Source organism: Spirosoma horti (assembly GCF_054776595.1).
In genome coordinates this window covers 36,934-56,775 of record NZ_BAAHBQ010000007.1, presented here as the reverse complement: position 1 = coordinate 56,775, position 19,842 = coordinate 36,934, and the positions used below count along the sequence as shown (strand labels likewise).

Genomic DNA, 19,842 nt, shown 5'->3' with positions numbered 1-19,842 from the left:
CTATTATATTTTTAAAGATAATAATTAGTATCTATATAGTGATTATTATATTGTATTAGTAAAATAAATTATAAAAATGTTAACTAAATTAGGGCAGTCTTATAAATTGGTTTTTTCGCTAAATGAACGTTCATCGCCCTGTTATTTTGTTGAAGAACCAGCTGTTTTAAAAAGTCATACCGGCAACGGCCTGAAAGTTTTTAGTATTATCGCCATAGGCTTTTACCGCTACCCCGCCCGTGAACCCATTCGAAAACCTATACAGTAAGCCATACTTCTGGTAGGTGGCTGGCTTGTACCAAAGTGGGCGTGCTACATTCCAGCCCATGTGGGCCGTAAACGAAAAATGCCCCTGCCAGAATTCGTAACCTGCCAGTAAGGTTCCCTGTCGGTAAGGTTGGTAGCGGCCCGTCCATTGGTTGATTTGCTCCTTAAAATAGTGGTCATCGAGCAGTTCGATACCACCCGATAAAACATGCGTTCGGGTCAAGTGATACCCGCCAATCAGGTTCAGCCCGTACACCGGATAGCCGCGTTCCGGATGTTCTTTAGTCGCTTCCAGTACTTTGACTGAGCCTAAAGCCAGTACGCGGAACATCCAGCGTTTAGCCGGATTGGTTGTACGCCAATCTCGTGGGTCGGGTAAGGTTGACGAGCCCATATAGCGCTGTATACCAATGGCTAAGGCTGGTATGTTCAGGCCCTGGTTCGGAAGGCGAACGCCCGCATTCGATATGTGTTTATAATCAAAACCAGCCAGTAATCGCCAACCTGTTGCGAGGGTATAACGGGCATAAAGTCCCGCGCCGATCAACCCGTTTATGGCCGTTCCAAACGCGCGGTTGCCGGGGTTGGTGTCGACATCATAATGGCGCGATACATAGGCTAGTCCGGCTAAAGCACGGACGGAGAGTCCCCAGCGAGCCCCATGCACCAGGACGGGTTCATAAAAAAGCCCGGCCCCAATCGACTGGCCGAGCGCTGTCGGATTGCGAAACGAATAAGCATTGACAAAAACACCCGACCGAAAAAAGCACTGGCATTGCTCCCACGATTCCCGACGCATGTGCAGGCGGCTGTAACGTAACTCAACACCAACCGGTGTTTGGGTAGAAACCGGTGTGATATGGGTGGATTTATTTAACCCTTGCAGCGCAATCACACCAAGTTCCCGTTCTTCATCTGGTTCATTTATCTGGCCAATTGCCAGCAGCGTGTTGCTGATAACGAGGCAAGCGGTTAAGAGGTATCTCAATTTAGCCATGTAGTGGTGAGTATCCATGCAAGACGGTTAATAGGGTTGAATGGGCTATATTCGTTCAATAAGTTAACTTTTGAAACAAATCAGATAAAATAAGGATGTAAATTAATAAAAACATAAATTTACAGTATGCTTACTAATGGCTGTAAGCCGAAAATGGTCGATACTATGGTTCGTATTTGCCTGTATGTATGCATATGCTGGCTAAGTCAGGAGAAACTTAAAGCCGCTCAGGTCGTGCCACCAGATTCCATAATCACTCAGTCGGCCTACCACTCAGTTAGTGTTCAGGTCGGTACGACAGGCCCCGGCATCTACTACAATCGGTTGCTGAGCCGATCCAATCGACTGACGCTTCGGGTAGGGGGACAGTATTTTGCCTATCGAAAACTTATTCGGGTAGAAGCCGCTACGGATTCGTACATCCACATCAAACCTGATTTAACGATCGGGATTGCCCAGGCCAATGTGAAATGGCATCCGTTTCAACGGAGTTCGTTTTTCATTACGGGCGGGCTCGGCTACACCTGGCATCCGGATATGCGGTTTGTTATAACCGCCGAGAATAAATTGAATCTGGACGGGCTGGAGCTAACCCCCGAGGATGTAGGAACGGTTAATCTTGGTTTTCGCTGGCATCCGATCGTGGGTTACCTCGGTTGGGGATTTGGCCGGAGTATACCCAACAAACGCCTGGGCGTTGGCTTCGAGATGGGTGTGTTTTATATCGGCAAGCCCAGTGTACAACTCGATTATGAGGGTTTTCTGGAAACGACAACCATTGATCAGCAGGTGCCTATCGTAGAGCGTAACTTGTCCAATTACCGCTATCTGCCTTCCATTAACGTAACGCTTTCGTACAAACTCAAGCTTAAATGAGTCGACAGATAAGCCAATCGATCACTCGCTTACGCCCAGATCCTACGTTATGAAAATTCGTTCTCTAGTATGTGGCCTGCTGGTGTTTATGGTCTTTACCGATTCCTGTCATAACCCCCTCGACGGCTTGACTATTGGCCTGAAAGATCCTATAGAGGATGGGGTTGTGGAGTGCCGCTTTTATGATCCGGCAGGGAATCCGTTGCCAACCGATAATCTGGTGAAAATAGCTGGTCCCGCGGCCTCCAGAGTCGTGACAACGTTGAACACGACAAAGTATAAAATCAACAGCGATGGAAATTTATTGCTGGCGGCTTCCCCAACGGCCACGCTTTCTCCGCAAGACCCCTTCCAGTTTACAGTCGTTGTGGAGTCTCCGGATTATTTAGCCGTTGTTCAACCGTTCGTGCTCACGAATGGGAGTCGGCAAACGCGCACGATCCGGCGAATCAATATGCTCAAGCCACCCCGAACGCTCAACGCAGCCCGCACAACGGGAAGCGCTGGCACCGATGGAACGGTTACAGCCAGCCTGAACGTAACGACTACACCACAAAATACCGACGCTGATCGGGCAGCGGTCACCCTGTCGCCGGGAACCAAACTCACCGATCGGAATGGAAATGCTGTAGGGGGCGCTCTAACGCTGGCGGTCATTCATACCAATGCCCGCAACGATGAAGCCACCAGTTACATTCCGGGCGGGGGCGTGATGACGGCTGTCGCAGGTCGGGATGGGGGGGCTGCACCGGGAACGGTGAGGCTCCTGTCTGTGGCTGGTTCGGTAACGATCCAGCTATATAACGACCAGTATGCATTAGCCAGGAGCCTGTTGCCAGCCGCTAGGTGGACAATGGATCTTAATCCGCTTGCCTACAATGTGAGCCAAAATAGGTCCATACAGCCGGGCGATTCGATTCCCTTGTTCAGTTATGATGAGTTCACGAATCGCTGGCAGGAAGAAAAACCGGGCGTCGTGGTCCAGAATCCACAAACGGGCCGGTTGCAGTACCAGGCCGCAGCCGCCAACGCAGCCGCCTACGTCGTTGGCTGGACAGAATCGATCTGTGATGTAGGACCCATTTTTAAGGTAAGCAGCAAGCTGGCTGGTGTGGATGTGAATTACCTCTGCAAGCTGATCGATGTGGCTACCGGCAAGCAGGTCGCTTCCTTTTATGCCAACGTTAACAACGGCTCGCTTATCCGGATCGGGAATCAGTCGAAAAATAAAAAACTGAAGTTGCAGGTATACGACGAAACCGATGCGTGGGGTAAAGGCACTAAAGGCGGCATAATCGCCGAGTCCGGGCCGGGCATCACCTGTGATCAAACCCCGGTGGCGATCAACCTGGCGCCCTTACCGATACCCCCCGTCATGAAACTGGAGTTTTCCTTTTCCTGCCCCGGCGGTACCACGCTGGATGAGTCTCTATTACCGGCACAGATCAGAACCCAGTATAGCGAAGTTGGTCAGGAAAAATGGCATGACCTCATAACGGCTACACGTACCTATCGAAAAGCGACATCGTATAAACTGAAGGTTGGCCGTTCCTACGATTTTCGAGCCAGTACGGATGGCGGTGCCACCTGGCCTCTGCATCAGAATAATTATTTAGTTGACAAGCCCGAATGGACACTCAAAATCCGGGCAGAAATGTACTGCAAATGAAAATCCTCATCCTACGCTTTTCGTCTATTGGCGACATTGTGCTGACAAGTCCCGTGATTCGGTGTTTGCGACAAACCATGGAAGGGGTGGAGATTCACTACTGCACCAAGCGCCGGTATCAGGAACTGATTGCCCACAATCCATACATCGATAAGTGTCATTACCTGGACGACAGTCTGATGCGGTTAGTCGGGCAATTACGGAGCGAACGCTATGATCTGGTCATTGACCTGCACAATAGTTTACGTACCCGCCTGATCAAAAGCATGCTGGCGAAGCGGTCGTTTACCGTCAATAAGATCAATATTCAGAAGTGGCTTTATGTTCGGTTCAAGGCTAATACAATGCCCCCTGTACATATTGTTGATCGCTACATGGATACAATTGCCCCATTGGGGGCCAGCAATGACGGAAAAGGGCTCGACTATTTCATCGCAGCTGAAGACCAGGTGCCCATCAGTCAATTGCCACCGACGCACCAGTCATCCTACGTGGCCTACGCGCTGGGTGGGCAGCACGCCACCAAGCGACTGCCCGTAGAGCGTATGATTGACCTGTGCCGAAAAATAGATAGACCCATTGTGTTGCTGGGCGATCAGCATGACCGCCAGACGGGCGAACTTATCCGGACTGTGCTGGGTGATGACTTGATCTACAATGCCTGCGATTTATTTTCGGTGAATCAGTCGGCTTCGTTGATCGGGGGCGCGCAGATGGTTTATAGCCACGATACAGGGCTCATGCACATTGCCGCAGCGCTCAAAAAACCAATTGTGTCGATTTGGGGGAGCACAACGCCCCAACTAGGCATGTATCCCTACAAAACCCGTCACTTGATTGTGGAGAACAAGGCGCTCAACTGTCGGCCCTGCTCGAAAATAGGCCATGATAAATGTCCGCAGGGGCACTTCAAGTGCATGAATGACTTATCGTTCAGCATTGATCCGGCCTTTGTACGAAGCAATGAACTGCAGGATCAATACTGACCTAGAAGGCTACCCGGACGGATTAGGGAGTTAGTAGCGACGCGTTTCGTAGAGGTTGCGAACGAAGCAGATCATAGTCGGAAAGCGAAAACAACGAGCCCAGTGCCGGTAAATCTTCGGGCCGATGGAGATCACTGCCGATGAAATCTACCCAATTATTTTTAAGGATTCGCTGTGCCTGTGCGCGGACCTTATTGCCGTACCGACCGGTTAAGGACAGCCAGTTGAGCTGAAATAAACAGCCAACATCACGTATACGGGCTAACGAAGCGTCATCGCCGTGATAATAGGTATAGCGTTCCGGATGAGCCAGCACCGGCGTGTAGCCGCGGGTTTGAATACGGAATAAAACATCTTCCAGTTGTTGTGGTGCAGCCGCCCAGCCTGTTTCAACAAGCAGATAACGCTCGGCGCCAAACGTGAGCAGGTCATCGTTGTTGAGCAGATCCGGAAAGAACTCATCGAGCATGTATTCGGCGGCCACGTCAATCTGAATCGGTAAGTCGTTGGCATCGGCCAAAGCCTGCAATTGCGCCTGGCCTTCCCGTAACAGAGCGGAGGAGTTAGGGTACCAGTCGCGGCTAACGTGTGGAGTCGTAATAATCCGTTCAATGCCCCATCCCATCATTTGCCGTAAACAAATAAGTGTTTGTTCTGGATCTTTGACTCCATCGTCAACCGCAGGGAGTAAGTGCGAATGCATATCTACCTTCCAGAAACAAGCCTCCTCTGTTGATCCCAGGTCGTTACCTGAAGTCGGAATAAACCGTTTCTTAAATCGTTCCCAAGCGTTCATAGTTGCGTAATGTCCCCAAATTTACTAAATCAGTTGGCTAACAAAAAACAGGATGAATGGAACCCACTCTCTTCGACGTCCCGAACGGTTCGCCTGCAGATGGGCGCGTTAGACCGAAAAGGCGCTAAATACGTCATTTGAATTGCTTTATGCCTTATCGCTTCGGTCGTCGTGCTGACTATTATTTGTTATTCGGCTTTAATTTTGTTTTAATTCCAACTTAATGACTTATAAAGGCTTCGTCCAGCTAGACCGCAGGTTCGAAAGAGCGAAAAGCCAGCCTGGTTGTGCAGATTGGCCTATATTCAGTGGAAAAACGTAGTGTAACAGGCATAATGAGAATGACCTGAGGGGAACTGCTCATGGGCTATCGATTAAAACAATTAATGCTGGTTAGGGTTCTTTATAGGAGTATTCCGATAGGCTAACGGCCATTGGAACATACATCAACAAGCCTTACTTTCTCCCAACGCCATGAAACAATTGCTAACCATAGTGGCCTTGCTTTTACTGGGTGTATCGGCAATGGCACAAACGAAACCAGCAACGGCTACGCCACCATCCGTTGTGTCGGTTATTGAAGGGGTGTCGGGGAAGCGCTTTCTGCCTGATACAGCCTATGCAGCTCTTTCGGATGAAGACGAAGCCCTGATTGCCAAGGAACCCCTGGCCAACTGGGGACTGCTACAGGAGTCCAGCCGGTACATCAGTTACTCTAATCTGGTCATTGGCACCCGCTCTTACCAGTTGTTGATTGCTAAGTCGCCGAAAGAAGAGTTTCCCGTAGCGACCCTGATGCGGTATACAACGCCTAAATCGAAGCCAGAGCCAATTGCCCGAGGCACCCTGAAGCCAAAGGTTGACGATAAAGCCAAGTAAAGCTTTCTGTTTATCTAACCGTTGCAACCGGCGGTCAGGAAATAATAAGAGCGCCCCGACGTGAAGATCGATCGTCTGGGCGCTCTTGTCGTAAAAAGTAAACAGGCTGAACCGTCCCGAAAGATGATTCAGTGTTCAGTACAGCTAAGTTAAGTCAGTTGGCGTTTTTAGTCTGCCTGCGATTCAAAAATAGCCATGGCTTTATCAATCGTTTCGTCGTCGACGCCATCAATCGTTAGTTCATTATCGTTTTCTACATTACTAACAATGGTAACGGTGTCCATGTCCAGGCCAGGGTCGGCCAGAAACAGCGCAGCGCGAAAGCGTTCTTCGATCCGGCGGTTCAACGCGTCGTTGATGTCGTGAGTAAGCGCGTTTGCTAGTTGGGCTTCGTCTTTATTACTGATCATTCGCAAAGGTTTTTTTATGGTCGTTTTGGTGATAAAGTTAACGAAACAAAGCTACAGACCAAACAGACTGACCTGGTTTTACAATAAGATAATGGCGCGTCCGATAGAGCGTTCAGGTGGTATGGGCCGACAACCAAATGGCCTGTGTGTCAGACTAGCCGAGCGCTTCGTCTGCCACACAGGCTGTAAACTGGATAAAGACAGGGGTAAGTAAACGGTGGCGTTTAGGCCATGTGATAAACTCTTGGCTCGGTAACTGACTGCTCTTGATTTAATTCTTTCAGGACGGCCCGTGCAAAGGCCAGCCGATCTGATTTCCGGTACTGCTCTATATGCAGCGCTCCCGATGGGGGCGTAAAATGCTGGTTGACCCGCTGACAGGCGGCCCACAATTCAGGATGCAATTTGATTTTATTCTGACGGATGGGTGTATCCGCGCCGAACCAAAGATTTTTGATGTTATCTACCGTTGATTTCATATCAATAGACTATAGTATGAAGCCAAACCCGGTTAAATGACTAATGTTTCAGAAAATTCTGTTTCTTAATAGAACCTTAATCACTTTATACGGTCTTCTGCTCCTGGCTATATAGTTTTATTTTTCTAACTCCTTAGACGGTAAATAAGTGACAAAGCCACGTTAGCTACTGATTAATTTATGATTAATGAGGAAAAAATTAGCAAAAAAGTAATAAAAGAGCCAGAGCCAAAGTAGTTTTTATTAATTAGTATATTTTAGTTGTACGATATTGCAGGTATCACCTTATAAAGCTATCCATCACCGTAAAAGCTGTATAAGCTGATACCCTAACATTGCTCTGCTTTGCTATGGAACGATTTGACGAGTTTGAAAGCACTTTGTTTCGTCCCCCTTCTGATGAAAATACCACCATCTGGCGCTACATGGATTTCACCCGGTTTATGGCTTTACTCAATTCGGGAAGTCTGCATCTGACAAGGTGTGATCAATTCGATGATCATTTTGAAGGGTCGGCACGGCAGCACGACAGTCGGGCGCGGCTGGACGAGTACCGAAATGAATTTGCAAACAAAAATACCTACAGCGCCGGGGAATTACCGGCCATATTGGGAAGGCTATGGAGAAAATACCAGCGCCAGTATGTATACATAAACTGCTGGCACATCAGTGCCTGTGAGTCGGCGGCCATGTGGCGATTGTATGCGCAATCAGATGATACCATTGCCATTCAAACGACGTATACGAAATTAAGACAGGCATTGCCCCCCAGTTTTCATATTGGGGAAGTCAATTACGTTGATCATCAAACCTACATCAACGAAGCCAAAGAAGGATTTTTCAACAGCATGTATAAACGAAAATCCTTTGCCCATGAACGGGAGCTTCGTATTTGTTACATCGATACCTATGAGTTTCAGCAGGATAGCAAAGACCCAAATGCGTTTATTTTAAATGACTCAACGCGGGTGTTCGAGACGGTGGCTGTTGATTTGCAGGCCCTGATTGAATCGGTTCGTATAGCGCCGGAGGCACCGAACTGGTTTGTTAAACTGGTTCGGGATTCAACCATTCGGTTTGGATACGATTTTTGCGTTCGCCAGTCGAGTCTCAGTGAGTACCCGTTTACGTAGGTTCCGGACCGAAGAGCCACCGTCCTGGTGTGAGAAATCATTCGGCGCCCAATCGGATACCGTATAAAAATAATCTCTATTAAAAATAAAAGCCAATACGCCATTGGGAGTTCGAATAGGGCAATTGAATTGATCATACCCAAGGTGACCATAGCCAGACTAACTCGGTCTAAATCAGTGGTTGAATTAATTTGATGGTGCTTTAAGCCCGGCTACCCTGATGTGGTCGGGCTTTTTTGTTCTCGTAACTCAACCAGTCTCGTTGATGAGCGAATCGATTAAAAAATTGACCGCAGAGTCACAGAGGTTTAACAGCCTACTTGCCTCCTCCATAAACCTTTGTGGCTCTGTGGTTAAAAGTAGTGTCTGTCGCCTACATCGTCCGGTTGACGTATGATCAATTCAACCGGAATGCCGCCATTATTCGCCTTAACTCACTGGTAGCCTGGTCCGGAAAGGGGGCTAAGCCAGCTTAAAAACGCTTGGTCTGCTGTGATTCACTACTCAGTACAGCCAGGTCGATGATTCGGGCAAGTTGCCAGATATCGGTCGGGCTTATAGCGGGCTCAGCATTGTTTACGATTGCCTCATACAGGTTATCGTAAAAAGGCATATAGTTACCCCGTTCGCTGGTGATCGACTCGGCCCGTCCATCCCGGTAAAGCGTTCCCCACCGATCATCTGGTTCTGTGCCCCAGCTAGTTTTGTCATTGGGCAATTGGTCAAGGCGAAGCCGTTCTTCCTGCGGATCTAATCCACTTTTCAGGAAGGAGCCATCCGTACCGTGCAGGCTGTAGCGCAATTGATTGTGATAAACCAATAGGCTGGATTTCAGACGAACCACCTTATCTGAATAGCCCAGTTTTATGTCAAAATAATCGTTGATGAGGCTATCGGGGCGAATGATCCGGATGGTGGCCTCTACCGTGTCGGGTTTGCCAAAGAGATGCAGCGCCTGATCGAGCAGATGCGGCCCCAAGTTATAGAGATTGCCGCGCCCGGCACCCGGTTGCTCTTTCCAGCTATGCGCCCGTAAATTCACGGGTGAATAACGGTCATAACGGCTTTCGAACTCAACCAGATTACCTAAAGCGCCCTCGGCGAGTAATCGTTTAATGGTTAAAAAGTCAGAATCCCACCGGCGATTTTGGTACGCCGTAACCACACGGCCTTGTTGCCGGGCCAGTTCCAGAAGTTGGCGGGCCTCCTGTTCCGAAAGCGCAAACGGCTTCTCGATAACCACATGTTTTTTGTGTTCCAATGCCCGGCGAGCATAATCGACGTGGGTTTCGTTGGGTGTACAGATAAAAACCAGGTCGATGGACGGATCTGCAAACAACTCCTCCGCTGTAGCAACCCATTCAATTGCGGTATCGAAGGCATGAACAGCTTCGGGCCGACTGCTGGCGATTTTCTTTAGACGAAAGCGCGGATTGACCGATAAAAACGGCGCGTGGAAATACCGTCCGGACAAACCGAACCCCACCAAACCAACCTGAATAATGGTAGACATAGCCAACGAAGTAAGGATCAGAGAATAGAGCACAAAGGTAAGATTTGCTGGTATATCAGCGTTGTTATAACGTACTGGTAACCCAACTCAACGACTGATGAAACAAATTCTGATTGCAATGGTGGCGCTAATGGCCCTGGCCTCCTGCGAAGGCGGCTCCTTCAAAAAAAAGAACTGCAAAGAGTGTGAGACATTGACATACGGTAAAGCGGGACTTGTCAACACGAACCGGCAGCAGGTTTGTGGCGATGATGAAATAGCTGCTTACACGATTGCCAACTCAACGAATAACAGCAGCCTGACGGTTACCACAACCTGCAAATAACTATCTGGTAGTCAATTGATTGGTCGAAAAAGTTCTGCCAATAAGGAGTGGACGCGTTAAACACGGCGCAACGGGCAAGAGGAGGTAAGGGGTAACTGTTTATAAACAAAACAACCGCTATCTAGAAGACAGCGGCTGTCAGTACCCCACCTTAAATTATACTACACAAGTGCAATACAATCGTGGAGTGGGCTTGTTCATATGGCTGTTGATAGTGAGGAAATGGGGATAAAACCAGTCAGGAACTGCTTGAGAAACTAACTCGCTCAAGCAGTTCCTGAATTAGTCTAAAGTGGGACTTAAATAAATATTTAGTTTCAATATTAATTATTCGGTATACATTTAATTTATATAATATTTAGTTTTGTTTTCATGAATGAGAACACAAACGACGTAATTGCTTATTTCTCCGGCCTTGTCCTGCCGGAAACTCCATTTCGAATCACCAAACAAACGGCGACGTCCAATCTGCATAAGTGTGTTGCCCTGTCGATGGAACTGGCTAAAGCTGGTAATAAGACGAGTTTGATTAAGCTCAAACGAATTCGGGAGCTTCTGGAGAAGCATTCAACGGACTTCTGTCGGAATATGAATGTACACTGATCTGTAGGAACCTGCCGTTCGTCTGTACTAAAACCAGGCTTATCTGTGGGCTGTTGAGCGCCATTGATTGATTTACAGGTAGCCTGTTAATTACCTGTGAGGCTCACTTATATAGAAGTGACTAAGGCCTTTTTGCAAGTAAAACCTGGCTATAGTTGGCAGCGCAGTGTCATTACTAGCAAGGGCGCCATGGCTCCCCATACCCTAGTCAGGTAAACATCTGCATGGTTCCACCTGTTTATCGGTTAATTAATCAATCAACAGTATGAAACCAATCAAATCAATCGGCCATATTTTCTTAATGGTTGTGGCGCTAAGTTCATGTACGCCCAAAATGACTTTCCTCAATTCCACGATTGCTCCGGCAGCGACAGGAGGTATAACGGTAAAAAAAGATAAGAATAATAATTATATCCTGAATGTAAGCGTCATGAATCTGGCTGAGCCAAAGCAGCTTACGCCACCCAAAGAAACGTATGTCGTCTGGATGGAATCGGATGAGAACTCCGTGAAGAAGTTAGGTCAGATTGCTCCACGGTCAAAGGCACTCAAAGGGGAGTTGAGGACGACATCGACCGATAAGCCCAAAGAGGTTTATATTACGGCCGAAAACGACGCCAACATTACGTATCCAAACGGGGATATTATCTTAACGACGAAGCGGTAAGTTAACGCACAAGCTGGGGCTGCCCTGACTCTGAAATTGTGATCGCAGAAGCCAGCAAGCCCGTTGGTGTCTATGTGCAAATAAGTAGATTACTAGGTGGGTACAGGAAGGTGTTTACTTAGGTAAGCTTGATTTTTAAGGATTATATCCAAAAGATCAAGCTTACCTTTTTTTATGAAACGATTCCTCTCCTTATTCGTCTTTTTTGAACTGGTCACGATCTGGACATTCGCTCAGGTGAACGTTCAGAAATTACTGACCGAAAACCGCGTCGATCCAATTGGCATCGATGTATCGATGCCGCGTCTGAGCTGGCAACTCACATCGGCCAGACAAAACGTTCGGCAAACGGCTTATGAAGTCCGGGTTGGTACCGATGCGGCTTCCCTTGCCAAAGGTACGATCTGGCAATCTGGTCGTGTGTCGTCGGATCAATCGGTGCACGTCCCTTATGCCGGACCGGCCCTGCAACCTGGTCAGCACTATGTTTGGCAGGTGCGTGTCTGGGATAACACAACCACAAAACCATCGGCCTGGAGCAGCCCGGCCCATTGGCAAACGGGGCTACTGACAGGGGCTAACTGGAAAGCCAGCTGGATTCAGCCCAGCTTTGCAGAAGACACGATAAATCAGCCCAGCCCCATGCTCCGGAAGGTGTTTGCGGCTCCCAAAAAAGTGAAATCGGCCACGCTGTTCATGACCGCACATGGCCTCTATGAAGCACAGATCAACGGAAAGCGTGTTGGCGATGCCTTTCTGACGCCCGGCTGGACAAGCTACAACAGCCACCTCCAATACCAGACTTATGACGTAACCAACTTGCTGGTGACCGGCCAGAATGCCATCGGCGTAACACTCGCCAGTGGTTGGTACCGGGGGCGGCTTGCCTGGCAGAATCAGCGGAACATATACGGCAAAGATCTGGCGCTGCTTGGCCAACTGGCTATTACGTATACCGATGGCAGTACGGAAATGATTCTGACGGATGAAAGCTGGAAATCATCGACGGGCGCTATTCGCATGTCCGAGATCTACGACGGCGAAATCAGCGATTCACGGCTTGAACAGCAAGGCTGGGCAACCACCGGTTTTGCCGATGCGAACTGGTCGGGAGTAACAACCAAACCGTTTGGCTATACGAACCTGGTTGCGGCTTATAATGAGCCTATTCGTAAGCACGAAACCCGTCAGCCAGTGAAGGTACTGACCACGCCAAAGGGCGAAACGGTCCTGGATTTCGGCCAGAATATGGTGGGCTGGGTGAAGTTTCGGGCGACTGGCAAGGCGGGGGATAAGGTCGTACTTTCGCACGTTGAAATGCTCGACAAATTTGGCAATCCGTATTTCGAAAACCTGCGGACGGCCAAAGCTCAGGCCACTTACCTGCTCAAAGGTGGAACGGAAACGCTCGAACCGCACTTTACCTTTTTCGGCTTTCGTTACGTGCGTGTTGAAGGACTGACCGGCCCGGTTAATCCTGCCGATTTCACGGCAATAGCCCTGTATTCGGACATGCCGAAAACCGGCGACTTTACTACTTCCAACGCGCTGGTTAATCAGTTGCAAAGCAACATTCAATGGGGCCAGCGGGGTAATTTCCTCGATGTACCAACCGACTGCCCACAGCGCGACGAGCGACTGGGCTGGACGGGTGATGCCGAAGTATTTTCGCGAACGGCGGCTTTCAATTTTGGCGTCAATAATTTCTTTGCAAAATGGCTCAAAGACGTCGCGGCCGACCAGTTTGCCAATGGAGCTGTTCCTTTTGTTATCCCCGATGTACTCACCAAAACGGGTGCTTTCGGCCAAACCCCCATGGGGGCAGCTGGCTGGTCGGATGCGAGCATTATCATTCCCTGGAATATGTACGTATCGTATGGTGACCGGCGCATTCTGGAGCAACAATATGCCAGTATGAAAGCCTACGAAGGCTATATGGAAAGCGTGGCCAAAGACAATCTTTGGAGCGAAGGGTTCCAGTTCGGCGACTGGCTCTCCTTTGTCGATACCGAAGGCAGTCCGGCTTTTGAAGCCAAATCGGCCTTTACAGATGTGCATCTAGTCGCCCAGTGTTTCTACGCATACAACACAGACCTGATGCGGAAAGCCGCTGCTTTGCTGGGTAAAACCGAAGAGGCAACCCACTACGCGACGCTATTGGAGCGCATCAAAACGGCCTTTCAAAACGCGTATATGACACCAAACGGCCGCCTGATCTCCGATACGCAAACCGCCTATGTGCTGGCGTTGCAGTTCGATATGCTCCCCGAAACGCTGCGTCCGCAGGCAGTTGGCCGCCTGGTCGAGAACATCAAAAAATACAAAAACCACCTGACAACGGGTTTTCTAGGAACGCCCTTTTTGTGTCCGGTACTTAGCCGTTTCGGCCGTACCGACGTTGCCTATGATCTGCTCCTGCAGGAAACCTATCCATCCTGGCTATACCCGGTAAAAATGGGAGCTACAACCATCTGGGAGCGCTGGGATTCGATGAAGCCCGACAGCACCTTCCAGAGTCCGTCGATGACCTCCTTCAACCACTATGCTTACGGGGCCGTTGGCGACTGGATGTACCGGACCATTACGGGTATCGACACCGATGAAGCAGGCCCGGGTTATAAGCACAGCATCATTAAACCTCAGCCGGGTGGAAAATTGACCTCCGCCAGCGCCAGTCTGCAAACGTATTACGGCACTCTCCGCTCGACCTGGAAGACCGAAGCCGGTAAACTAACCCTAACCGTTGAGGTACCCGCCAACACAACGGCCACGATCTATGTACCCGCCAGCAGTGCAGCGGCTGTTCAGGAAGGAGGGAAGGCACTGGCAGCGTCAGGTTTAACCGTAGCCGGTACTGAGCCCGGTTATGTAGTACTGAAGACTGGCTCAGGCGTTTACACGTTCACTACCGGAGCTAGGTAATTCCCCGATATCAATAGTGAGGTCCGTAACCTTATAATTTATACGGAAAATATGGAAACAATAGGTTTGTAATTGTTTAATTTCGTTCTCATCGCTTCTACATTTCTGGGGAATATCGGCCCCAGGTAAATGAATGTATTTTAGTTGCATAAGCATTTAAAGTGAGTTTTTTTGGTCCTAGTCCTGCTTTATAAGCCGGTAGGTTACACTGGCATGATTTTAATGGTTGTAAGTGTAGTCCATTGCGTTAATTCCGGCGCAACAGGACACACTCACCCTACCATTATACCTACGCTCCTGCTTGCATGAACCTTTCCGATCAGACAGAAATGCGCTTAGTAAGGGCCTTGCTGGACCCTACTTCCACCTCTTTTGCGTTGCTTTATGACGCCTACTCGCCAGCACTGTATGGGGTTTTACTGCGTCTGGTTCACGACCAGGCCCGAGCCGAAGATTTGCTTCAGGATGCCTTTATCAAAATCTGGTCAAATAGAGAGCACTTCGATCCCAAACAGGGTCGTCTGTTCACCTGGCTATTAACCATTACGAGACATGTAGCGCTGGATGAGTTACGGGCCCAGAAGGTTCGGACGGCTGCCAGCACCTACATGTACGACCGTTCGGATAAAGAGGTAAGGCCCGCCCTACCCGAAGGTAAAGTAGATCGGGCACTATTGAGCCATCTGGCACCTAAGTATCAAGCTGTTGTAGAGCTGATGTATTACCGGGATTATACGAGTCTGGAGGCCGCAGAGAAATTGGAATTACCTTTGGGTACTGTTAAGACACGAGTTCGAAAAGCGATCCAGGAGCTTCGTTCACACTTCAGAAATGATATCTATCATTACCAGGCAAGTTAATACTTTCGGGAAGGTCATAGGAGTACCCCATAGTTTGTTGAGCCACTGAGCAATACTACTTTCTTCTCTTTTTACAAATCTATTTATAACCAGTTGTCGTAGATGGAGACAAAGTAGTAAACTAAATCTCAACGATTATGAAAACGCTAGCTAATTTGTTTACCCAATTTGATCGCCTGGATACGTCAATCAATCGGTGGCTGGTCGTCAACAGCATCGTTATTCTACGCGTGTGTTTAGGTATTGTCTTTTTAGGCTTCGGCTTTCTTAAGTTTTTTCCTGGCATCAGTCCTATTGAGGATTTAGCTACCCGGACGACGGTTGTGTTAACACTGGGGCAGGTAACGGGGCATGCGGCTATGGATCTGGTTGCTGGCCTGGAATGCATCATCGGCATATGCTTCATTAGTGGGCGCTTTCTTCGGGTAGGTGTGTGGCTGATGGCCGCTCAGATGATTGGGGCTATGTCTCCGTTAGTATTTTTTCCGGCTGAACTGTTCCCTGGCCCGCTACACGCGCCCTCCCTGGCTGCTCAGTATATTCTGAAAGACATTATCCTGATCGCTGCTGGCATGGTGATCGCATCTACCTGGACCGGAGCCCGTCTGGTAGCCGAGCCAACGAGCCTGGCCAGTAGTTTAGGCAAACGATTACCCAAAGTTTACCGACCCGTAGAGACAGTTACTGCTGTTGCCTAGACCGTAAAAGATAACAGGTCCAGGAACCGGTAAGTATCTACTTGAAGGGCAGTTTTATAAGAGTTAGTTACGGATACATTGCCTGGCGAACAAACGCGATCATCGGCTAAGAGAGAAAGACCAGACAAGTTGATAACCAGTCAGCGTTCGTACGGGTGAAGCTTGGATTCTTCACCCGTACGAACGCTGACTGGTTAATAGGCCATTACTTAATAAGTAGTAAGTATATATATTAGTTATGGTTGTTTTTATTTAGATAACAAAAAGTATATATATATTCGTAACTTTATTATCTAATGTCTACTCAACTTCTTCATAAATCCGCCCGATCAATTACCTTATACAGATTCTTTACCAGTGTCGTATAACCACTTTACTGACTTCGTCCGGTTTGCGAATAATTCTGAGAACCGCTTGAGTCGGCAGCGAAAGCTAGCCGACAGTGTCGCATTTTTAATCCTTTGGGGCGTACTACTGCCGCTGCTCCTGATAGGCATGGGTATGCCGTTGGCACAAGCCCAGGAACAACCCCTTGCCCGCCAGGGAGTTCTCGATCTGAGAACTGTAGATTTCACCCGGCAGTATGTTGAGTTGACGGGTGAGTGGAAATGGTACTGGCATCAGCTTCGGTTGCCCGGCCAACCCGAATCAAGAGCTGAATACATTACTCTTCCCCGACTTTGGGCCAACAGCACATGGCAGCAGAAAACCCTTCCCGGACAGGGTTTTGCCACTTATAGCCTGACAATTTTATTGCCCTCCAGATCCGTGCCGCTCAACCTGGAAGTGCCCGATTACAACACCGCCTACCGGCTGTTCATAAATGGAAAGGAAGCCGCCCATAATGGAAATCCCACGACAAGTCCGGAGACTACGAAACCCCATTGGTCTACTCAGCTGGTTTCCTTACATGCAACGGGCGATACGGTCACGCTTTTATTACAACTGGCTAATTTCCAGCACGCCAAAGGAGGAGTTACTAAATCAATGGTTCTGGGCGAGTCGGGAAAACTGGATTCAAAGCTAGCCATAGAGCAGGCCATGTCCGTTTTTTTGACCGGCTTTGTCCTGATGAGCGGCTTGTTCTTTCTGGGCTTATTCGCGTTTAGCTTCATGGACCGGCCCATGTTGTATTATGGCTTGTTTTGCCTTACCTACAGCTACCGCTTGATCGGAACGGATCATTATGTCCTCCACACGCTGTTTCCCAATATACCCTGGGCCATTAGTGTCCGGCTGGAGTATATTACCTTATACCTGGGTATAGGGCTTTTTACTGCTTATTCTAAAGCCCTGTACCCCAAGGACGTACACCCGACGATCATCAAAGTCATGATCTGGATTTGTTTTGCCTTCGCAGCAACCGTCCTGGTGTTACCGCCCATCCAGTTTAGTCGGCTGATGGACCCGTTCCTGGGGTTGATGGTTTGGTATATCGGCTACGCGCTCTATGTGTACTGGAAAGCGTTTCGACACCGTAGGCCCGGCTCCCGCTTCTCACTCATGAGCACCGGCCTGTTGTTGACCGTCTTTAGCCTGATTCTTAGTCAATATTTTGGGTTAATATCTCCGCTGATGATCGAGCTGTTTGTCGGTTATCTGGGCTTTTTCTTTCTGCAATCGCTGGTGCTGGCGTTTCGTTTTGCCCATGCCCTGAATGAGGCACGGTACACAGAAAAACAATTTCTGGCCAATATGAGCCATGAGATCCGGACGCCCCTCAACGCTATACTCGGCTTTTCGGAAATGCTGGAAACGGCCCCTCTGAACGGAGAGCAAAAGGAGTCTCTTCACTATATCCGGACGGCGGGTAAAAACCTGCTGACCATTGTTAATGATATTCTGGATATTGCCAAGATCGAAGCGGGTATGTTGCCGCTGGAGTCCATTCCCTTCAGCCTTAATTTGTTGGTCGATTCGATTCGAACCATGATCCTGCCAGTAGCGACCGATAAAAATCTGTCGCTGGTGGTAGAAACCGATCCAACGCTGCCTGCCGTCGTTCTGGGCGATCCAACCCGGCTAACGCAGATCTTGCTGAATCTGCTCAGCAATGCCATTAAGTTTACAAAATACGGGCAGGTAACCGTCCGGATCGACAAGGTCGGGGAAACAGATGATTCGGTCCGCGTCCGTTTCAGTGTGCAGGATACGGGAATCGGTATGGCCCCCAACATATTGCCCCACATTTTTGACCGATTTCGACAGGCCAATGACTTTACGACCCGGTATTATGGCGGAACGGGTCTGGGTCTTAGTATTGTAAAATCCCTTACTGAGATGCAGGGTGGTTGGGTACGGGTGTCGAGTGTGCCGGAGGAAGGCTCGTGCTTTACCCTCGAAATACCTTATAAATTGGCCACAGACGTGCAGGAGCCCACCGTCGACTTATCCATGGAACCTTTGTCTCCTGATGGCCATAAAGTCAGAATTCTGGTGGTAGAAGATAACCTGATCAATCAGAAACTGGCGCTACAGGTACTCAAACGGTTGGGCTACCTGGCCCAGATTGCTGAAAACGGACAGCAGGCGCTCGATTACTTACAGACGGGGACGTATGATGTAGTGTTGATGGATATTCAAATGCCCGTTATGGATGGGTATACCGCTACCCGCCAGATTCGAACGACGCTGCAAAGCAACGTACCCATTATTGCCATGACGGCTCATGCACTGGCCAGTGAACGGGAGCAGTGCCTGCAGGCGGGCATGAATGATTTTATTCCCAAACCCTTCCAGATCGAAGAGTTACAGCGGGTAATGCGGAAATATACTCCATCTCCTGGAAAGGCTATTGTACCGGAGGGGGCCAAAGCGTCGATAAAGCCACCGGCTGGTTTCTCGATTGAGCCCTTACTGCGTTCTGTGGATAACGATGTTGCTTTTGCTGCTGAACTAGTCGACCTGTTCCTGCAACAGACACCCGCCGAACTGGACCAGATTACGCAGTTCCATTCCGAACGTAACATAGCGGCTATTGGCTCACTGATTCATACCCAGAAGGTGCCTATTCGTACATTTGGCCTGACGCCTATCAGTCTGTTGATTGAGACCCTGGAAAAGCAGATAGCAGCTCATAAAGACTCACCCGAGATAGACACCTTGATTGGCCAGTATGTGTCGATGCTTAAAAATGAGCTACCGGCCATGCAGGTTGCTTTAGCGACGATGCAAAAAGATATAGTGACCGACTGACCAGATTGATGCGGTAAAACAGGGTTATTACTCATTCAGCCTGGTTATGTTACGGAGTCCTATCAGTAACTGTATGTTTAATTGTTAATCTGTTTACCGAATGAGTGAGGCTTTAAGTAATTCGTCCACCCCGCAACCCGTGCCCCCAGCCAACAGAAAGCCCCTGCTGGGCATGTCCTTCCTGGTTGTGGAGGATTATCCATTAAATATTCTGTTTGCCAGGCGGTTGCTGGAGGGGTGGGGTGGGCACATCGATGTTGCCACCAATGGGCAGCAAGCTCTGGAAATGCTGGACCCAGGCAGGCATACGATGGTATTGATGGACCTGCAGATGCCGGTTATGGACGGTTATGAGTCGGCAAGACGGATGCGGGAACGGGGCGAAACCCTGCCCATTATCGCCCTAACGGCGGATACAACAGTAGACATCGAGAACCAGGTTCAGGCAAACGGGCTGAATGATATCCTGACGAAGCCGCTCCAGGCTGATCGTCTGCTAAAACTCATTATGTCCTATCAATCACCGGGAACAAAATAGACATAGCCTACCATGAGTCCTGTGCATGA

General features: G+C 49.0%; 20 protein-coding genes. 15 read left to right on the top strand and 5 right to left on the bottom strand.

Annotated features, from left to right (window positions below; translation table 11 throughout):
• Positions 1-166: 166 nt before the first annotated feature.
• A complete protein-coding gene (locus ACYVAM_RS21790; RefSeq protein ID WP_461070974.1) occupies positions 167-1,282 on the bottom strand; it encodes an acyloxyacyl hydrolase in 1,116 nt (371 codons plus the stop codon).
• 108 nt (positions 1,283-1,390) lie between these two features.
• Between ACYVAM_RS21790 and ACYVAM_RS21785 the strand changes: the two genes are divergently transcribed.
• From ACYVAM_RS21785 to ACYVAM_RS21775, 3 genes are read left to right on the top strand one after another with little or no spacing between them, the layout of a single operon-like run.
• A complete protein-coding gene (locus tag ACYVAM_RS21785) occupies positions 1,391-2,140 on the top strand; it encodes a hypothetical protein (protein ID WP_461070972.1) in 750 nt (249 codons plus the stop codon).
• A gap of 49 nt (positions 2,141-2,189) precedes the next feature.
• Positions 2,190-3,809 carry a hypothetical protein gene (locus ACYVAM_RS21780; RefSeq protein WP_461070970.1) on the top strand — a complete coding sequence of 540 codons (1,620 nt, stop codon included), beginning with the start codon at positions 2,190-2,192 and terminating at the stop codon, positions 3,807-3,809.
• On the top strand, positions 3,806-4,795 hold the full coding sequence (locus tag ACYVAM_RS21775; RefSeq protein WP_461070968.1) for a glycosyltransferase family 9 protein: 990 nt from the start codon (positions 3,806-3,808) through the stop codon (positions 4,793-4,795). The genes ACYVAM_RS21780 and ACYVAM_RS21775 overlap by 4 nt, the downstream gene beginning before the upstream one ends.
• 22 nt (positions 4,796-4,817) lie before the next feature.
• Here ACYVAM_RS21775 and ACYVAM_RS21770 read toward each other — a convergent pair whose 3' ends face one another.
• A complete protein-coding gene (locus ACYVAM_RS21770) occupies positions 4,818-5,591 on the bottom strand; it encodes a tyrosine-protein phosphatase (protein ID WP_461070966.1) in 774 nt (257 codons plus the stop codon).
• Between the two features lie 9 nt (positions 5,592-5,600).
• Between ACYVAM_RS21770 and ACYVAM_RS21765 the strand changes: the two genes are divergently transcribed.
• Together ACYVAM_RS21765 and ACYVAM_RS21760 are read left to right on the top strand one after the other, a co-directional pair.
• Entirely contained in the window at positions 5,601-5,732 is a 132-nt protein-coding gene (locus ACYVAM_RS21765) for a hypothetical protein (protein ID WP_461070964.1), read from the top strand.
• A gap of 333 nt (positions 5,733-6,065) precedes the next feature.
• Positions 6,066-6,470 (top strand): hypothetical protein, encoded by a 405-nt coding sequence (locus tag ACYVAM_RS21760; RefSeq protein ID WP_461070962.1) that lies wholly within the window; start codon positions 6,066-6,068, stop codon positions 6,468-6,470.
• Positions 6,471-6,637: 167 nt separating this feature from the next.
• Here ACYVAM_RS21760 and ACYVAM_RS21755 read toward each other — a convergent pair whose 3' ends face one another.
• A complete protein-coding gene (locus ACYVAM_RS21755) occupies positions 6,638-6,880 on the bottom strand; it encodes a hypothetical protein (RefSeq protein WP_461070960.1) in 243 nt (80 codons plus the stop codon).
• A gap of 224 nt (positions 6,881-7,104) precedes the next feature.
• Positions 7,105-7,359, bottom strand: coding sequence for a hypothetical protein (locus ACYVAM_RS21750; protein WP_461070958.1), 255 nt, complete (start codon positions 7,357-7,359; stop codon positions 7,105-7,107).
• A gap of 350 nt (positions 7,360-7,709) precedes the next feature.
• Between ACYVAM_RS21750 and ACYVAM_RS21745 the strand changes: the two genes are divergently transcribed.
• The gene (locus tag ACYVAM_RS21745; RefSeq protein WP_461070956.1) at positions 7,710-8,492 is read left to right on the top strand and encodes a hypothetical protein; all 783 of its coding nucleotides are present in this window, start codon (positions 7,710-7,712) and stop codon (positions 8,490-8,492) included.
• Positions 8,493-8,833: 341 nt separating this feature from the next.
• Positions 8,834-8,968, top strand: a complete 135-nt coding sequence (locus tag ACYVAM_RS21740; RefSeq protein WP_461070954.1) for a hypothetical protein — start codon at positions 8,834-8,836, stop codon at positions 8,966-8,968.
• Here the strand turns inward: ACYVAM_RS21740 and ACYVAM_RS21735 are convergent.
• The gene (locus ACYVAM_RS21735; RefSeq protein ID WP_461070952.1) at positions 8,965-10,005 is read right to left on the bottom strand and encodes a Gfo/Idh/MocA family oxidoreductase; all 1,041 of its coding nucleotides are present in this window, start codon (positions 10,003-10,005) and stop codon (positions 8,965-8,967) included. The two genes, ACYVAM_RS21740 and ACYVAM_RS21735, sit on opposite strands and share 4 nt — an antisense overlap.
• Before the next feature lie 97 nt (positions 10,006-10,102).
• Between ACYVAM_RS21735 and ACYVAM_RS21730 the strand changes: the two genes are divergently transcribed.
• The 8 genes from ACYVAM_RS21730 (at position 10,103) to ACYVAM_RS21695 (ending at position 19,813) form a co-directional block, all read left to right on the top strand.
• On the top strand, positions 10,103-10,330 hold the full coding sequence (locus ACYVAM_RS21730; RefSeq protein ID WP_461070950.1) for a hypothetical protein: 228 nt from the start codon (positions 10,103-10,105) through the stop codon (positions 10,328-10,330).
• Between the two features lie 372 nt (positions 10,331-10,702).
• On the top strand, positions 10,703-10,933 hold the full coding sequence (locus ACYVAM_RS21725) for a DUF6965 family protein (RefSeq protein ID WP_461070948.1): 231 nt from the start codon (positions 10,703-10,705) through the stop codon (positions 10,931-10,933).
• Positions 10,934-11,198: 265 nt separating this feature from the next.
• Entirely contained in the window at positions 11,199-11,600 is a 402-nt protein-coding gene (locus tag ACYVAM_RS21720; protein ID WP_461070946.1) for a hypothetical protein, read from the top strand.
• A 174-nt stretch (positions 11,601-11,774) separates the two neighbouring features.
• Positions 11,775-14,522, top strand: coding sequence for a family 78 glycoside hydrolase catalytic domain (locus ACYVAM_RS21715; RefSeq protein ID WP_461070944.1), 2,748 nt, complete (start codon positions 11,775-11,777; stop codon positions 14,520-14,522).
• A gap of 305 nt (positions 14,523-14,827) precedes the next feature.
• Complete coding sequence (locus ACYVAM_RS21710) at positions 14,828-15,382, top strand: RNA polymerase sigma factor (RefSeq protein WP_461070942.1); 555 nt, start codon at positions 14,828-14,830, stop codon at positions 15,380-15,382.
• Positions 15,383-15,519: 137 nt separating this feature from the next.
• On the top strand, positions 15,520-16,080 hold the full coding sequence (locus ACYVAM_RS21705) for a DoxX family membrane protein (RefSeq protein WP_461070940.1): 561 nt from the start codon (positions 15,520-15,522) through the stop codon (positions 16,078-16,080).
• Between the two features lie 357 nt (positions 16,081-16,437).
• Entirely contained in the window at positions 16,438-19,275 is a 2,838-nt protein-coding gene (locus ACYVAM_RS21700) for an ATP-binding protein (RefSeq protein WP_461070938.1), read from the top strand.
• A gap of 100 nt (positions 19,276-19,375) precedes the next feature.
• Positions 19,376-19,813, top strand: a complete 438-nt coding sequence (locus ACYVAM_RS21695) for a response regulator (RefSeq protein ID WP_461070936.1) — start codon at positions 19,376-19,378, stop codon at positions 19,811-19,813.
• The last annotated feature ends 29 nt before the right edge of the window (positions 19,814-19,842 follow it).

Excerpts from the sequence above, each read along its gene's own strand:
- ACYVAM_RS21735 (WP_461070952.1), bottom strand. The coding sequence starts at position 10,005 with ATGTCTACCATTATTCAGGTTGGTTTGGTGGGGTTCGGTTTGTCCGGA.
- ACYVAM_RS21770 (WP_461070966.1), bottom strand. The coding sequence starts at position 5,591 with ATGAACGCTTGGGAACGATTTAAGAAACGGTTTATTCCGACTTCAGGT.
- ACYVAM_RS21695 (WP_461070936.1), top strand. The coding sequence starts at position 19,376 with ATGAGTGAGGCTTTAAGTAATTCGTCCACCCCGCAACCCGTGCCCCCA.
- ACYVAM_RS21750 (WP_461070958.1), bottom strand. The coding sequence starts at position 7,359 with ATGAAATCAACGGTAGATAACATCAAAAATCTTTGGTTCGGCGCGGAT.
- ACYVAM_RS21730 (WP_461070950.1), top strand. The coding sequence starts at position 10,103 with ATGAAACAAATTCTGATTGCAATGGTGGCGCTAATGGCCCTGGCCTCC.
- ACYVAM_RS21775 (WP_461070968.1), top strand. The coding sequence starts at position 3,806 with ATGAAAATCCTCATCCTACGCTTTTCGTCTATTGGCGACATTGTGCTG.
- ACYVAM_RS21760 (WP_461070962.1), top strand. The coding sequence starts at position 6,066 with ATGAAACAATTGCTAACCATAGTGGCCTTGCTTTTACTGGGTGTATCG.
- ACYVAM_RS21720 (WP_461070946.1), top strand. The coding sequence starts at position 11,199 with ATGAAACCAATCAAATCAATCGGCCATATTTTCTTAATGGTTGTGGCG.
- ACYVAM_RS21790 (WP_461070974.1), bottom strand. The coding sequence starts at position 1,282 with ATGGATACTCACCACTACATGGCTAAATTGAGATACCTCTTAACCGCT.
- ACYVAM_RS21715 (WP_461070944.1), top strand. The coding sequence starts at position 11,775 with ATGAAACGATTCCTCTCCTTATTCGTCTTTTTTGAACTGGTCACGATC.
- ACYVAM_RS21785 (WP_461070972.1), top strand. The coding sequence starts at position 1,391 with ATGCTTACTAATGGCTGTAAGCCGAAAATGGTCGATACTATGGTTCGT.
- ACYVAM_RS21710 (WP_461070942.1), top strand. The coding sequence starts at position 14,828 with ATGAACCTTTCCGATCAGACAGAAATGCGCTTAGTAAGGGCCTTGCTG.
- ACYVAM_RS21780 (WP_461070970.1), top strand. The coding sequence starts at position 2,190 with ATGAAAATTCGTTCTCTAGTATGTGGCCTGCTGGTGTTTATGGTCTTT.
- ACYVAM_RS21765 (WP_461070964.1), top strand. The coding sequence starts at position 5,601 with ATGTCCCCAAATTTACTAAATCAGTTGGCTAACAAAAAACAGGATGAA.
- ACYVAM_RS21745 (WP_461070956.1), top strand. The coding sequence starts at position 7,710 with ATGGAACGATTTGACGAGTTTGAAAGCACTTTGTTTCGTCCCCCTTCT.
- ACYVAM_RS21755 (WP_461070960.1), bottom strand. The coding sequence starts at position 6,880 with ATGATCAGTAATAAAGACGAAGCCCAACTAGCAAACGCGCTTACTCAC.
- ACYVAM_RS21725 (WP_461070948.1), top strand. The coding sequence starts at position 10,703 with ATGAATGAGAACACAAACGACGTAATTGCTTATTTCTCCGGCCTTGTC.
- ACYVAM_RS21705 (WP_461070940.1), top strand. The coding sequence starts at position 15,520 with ATGAAAACGCTAGCTAATTTGTTTACCCAATTTGATCGCCTGGATACG.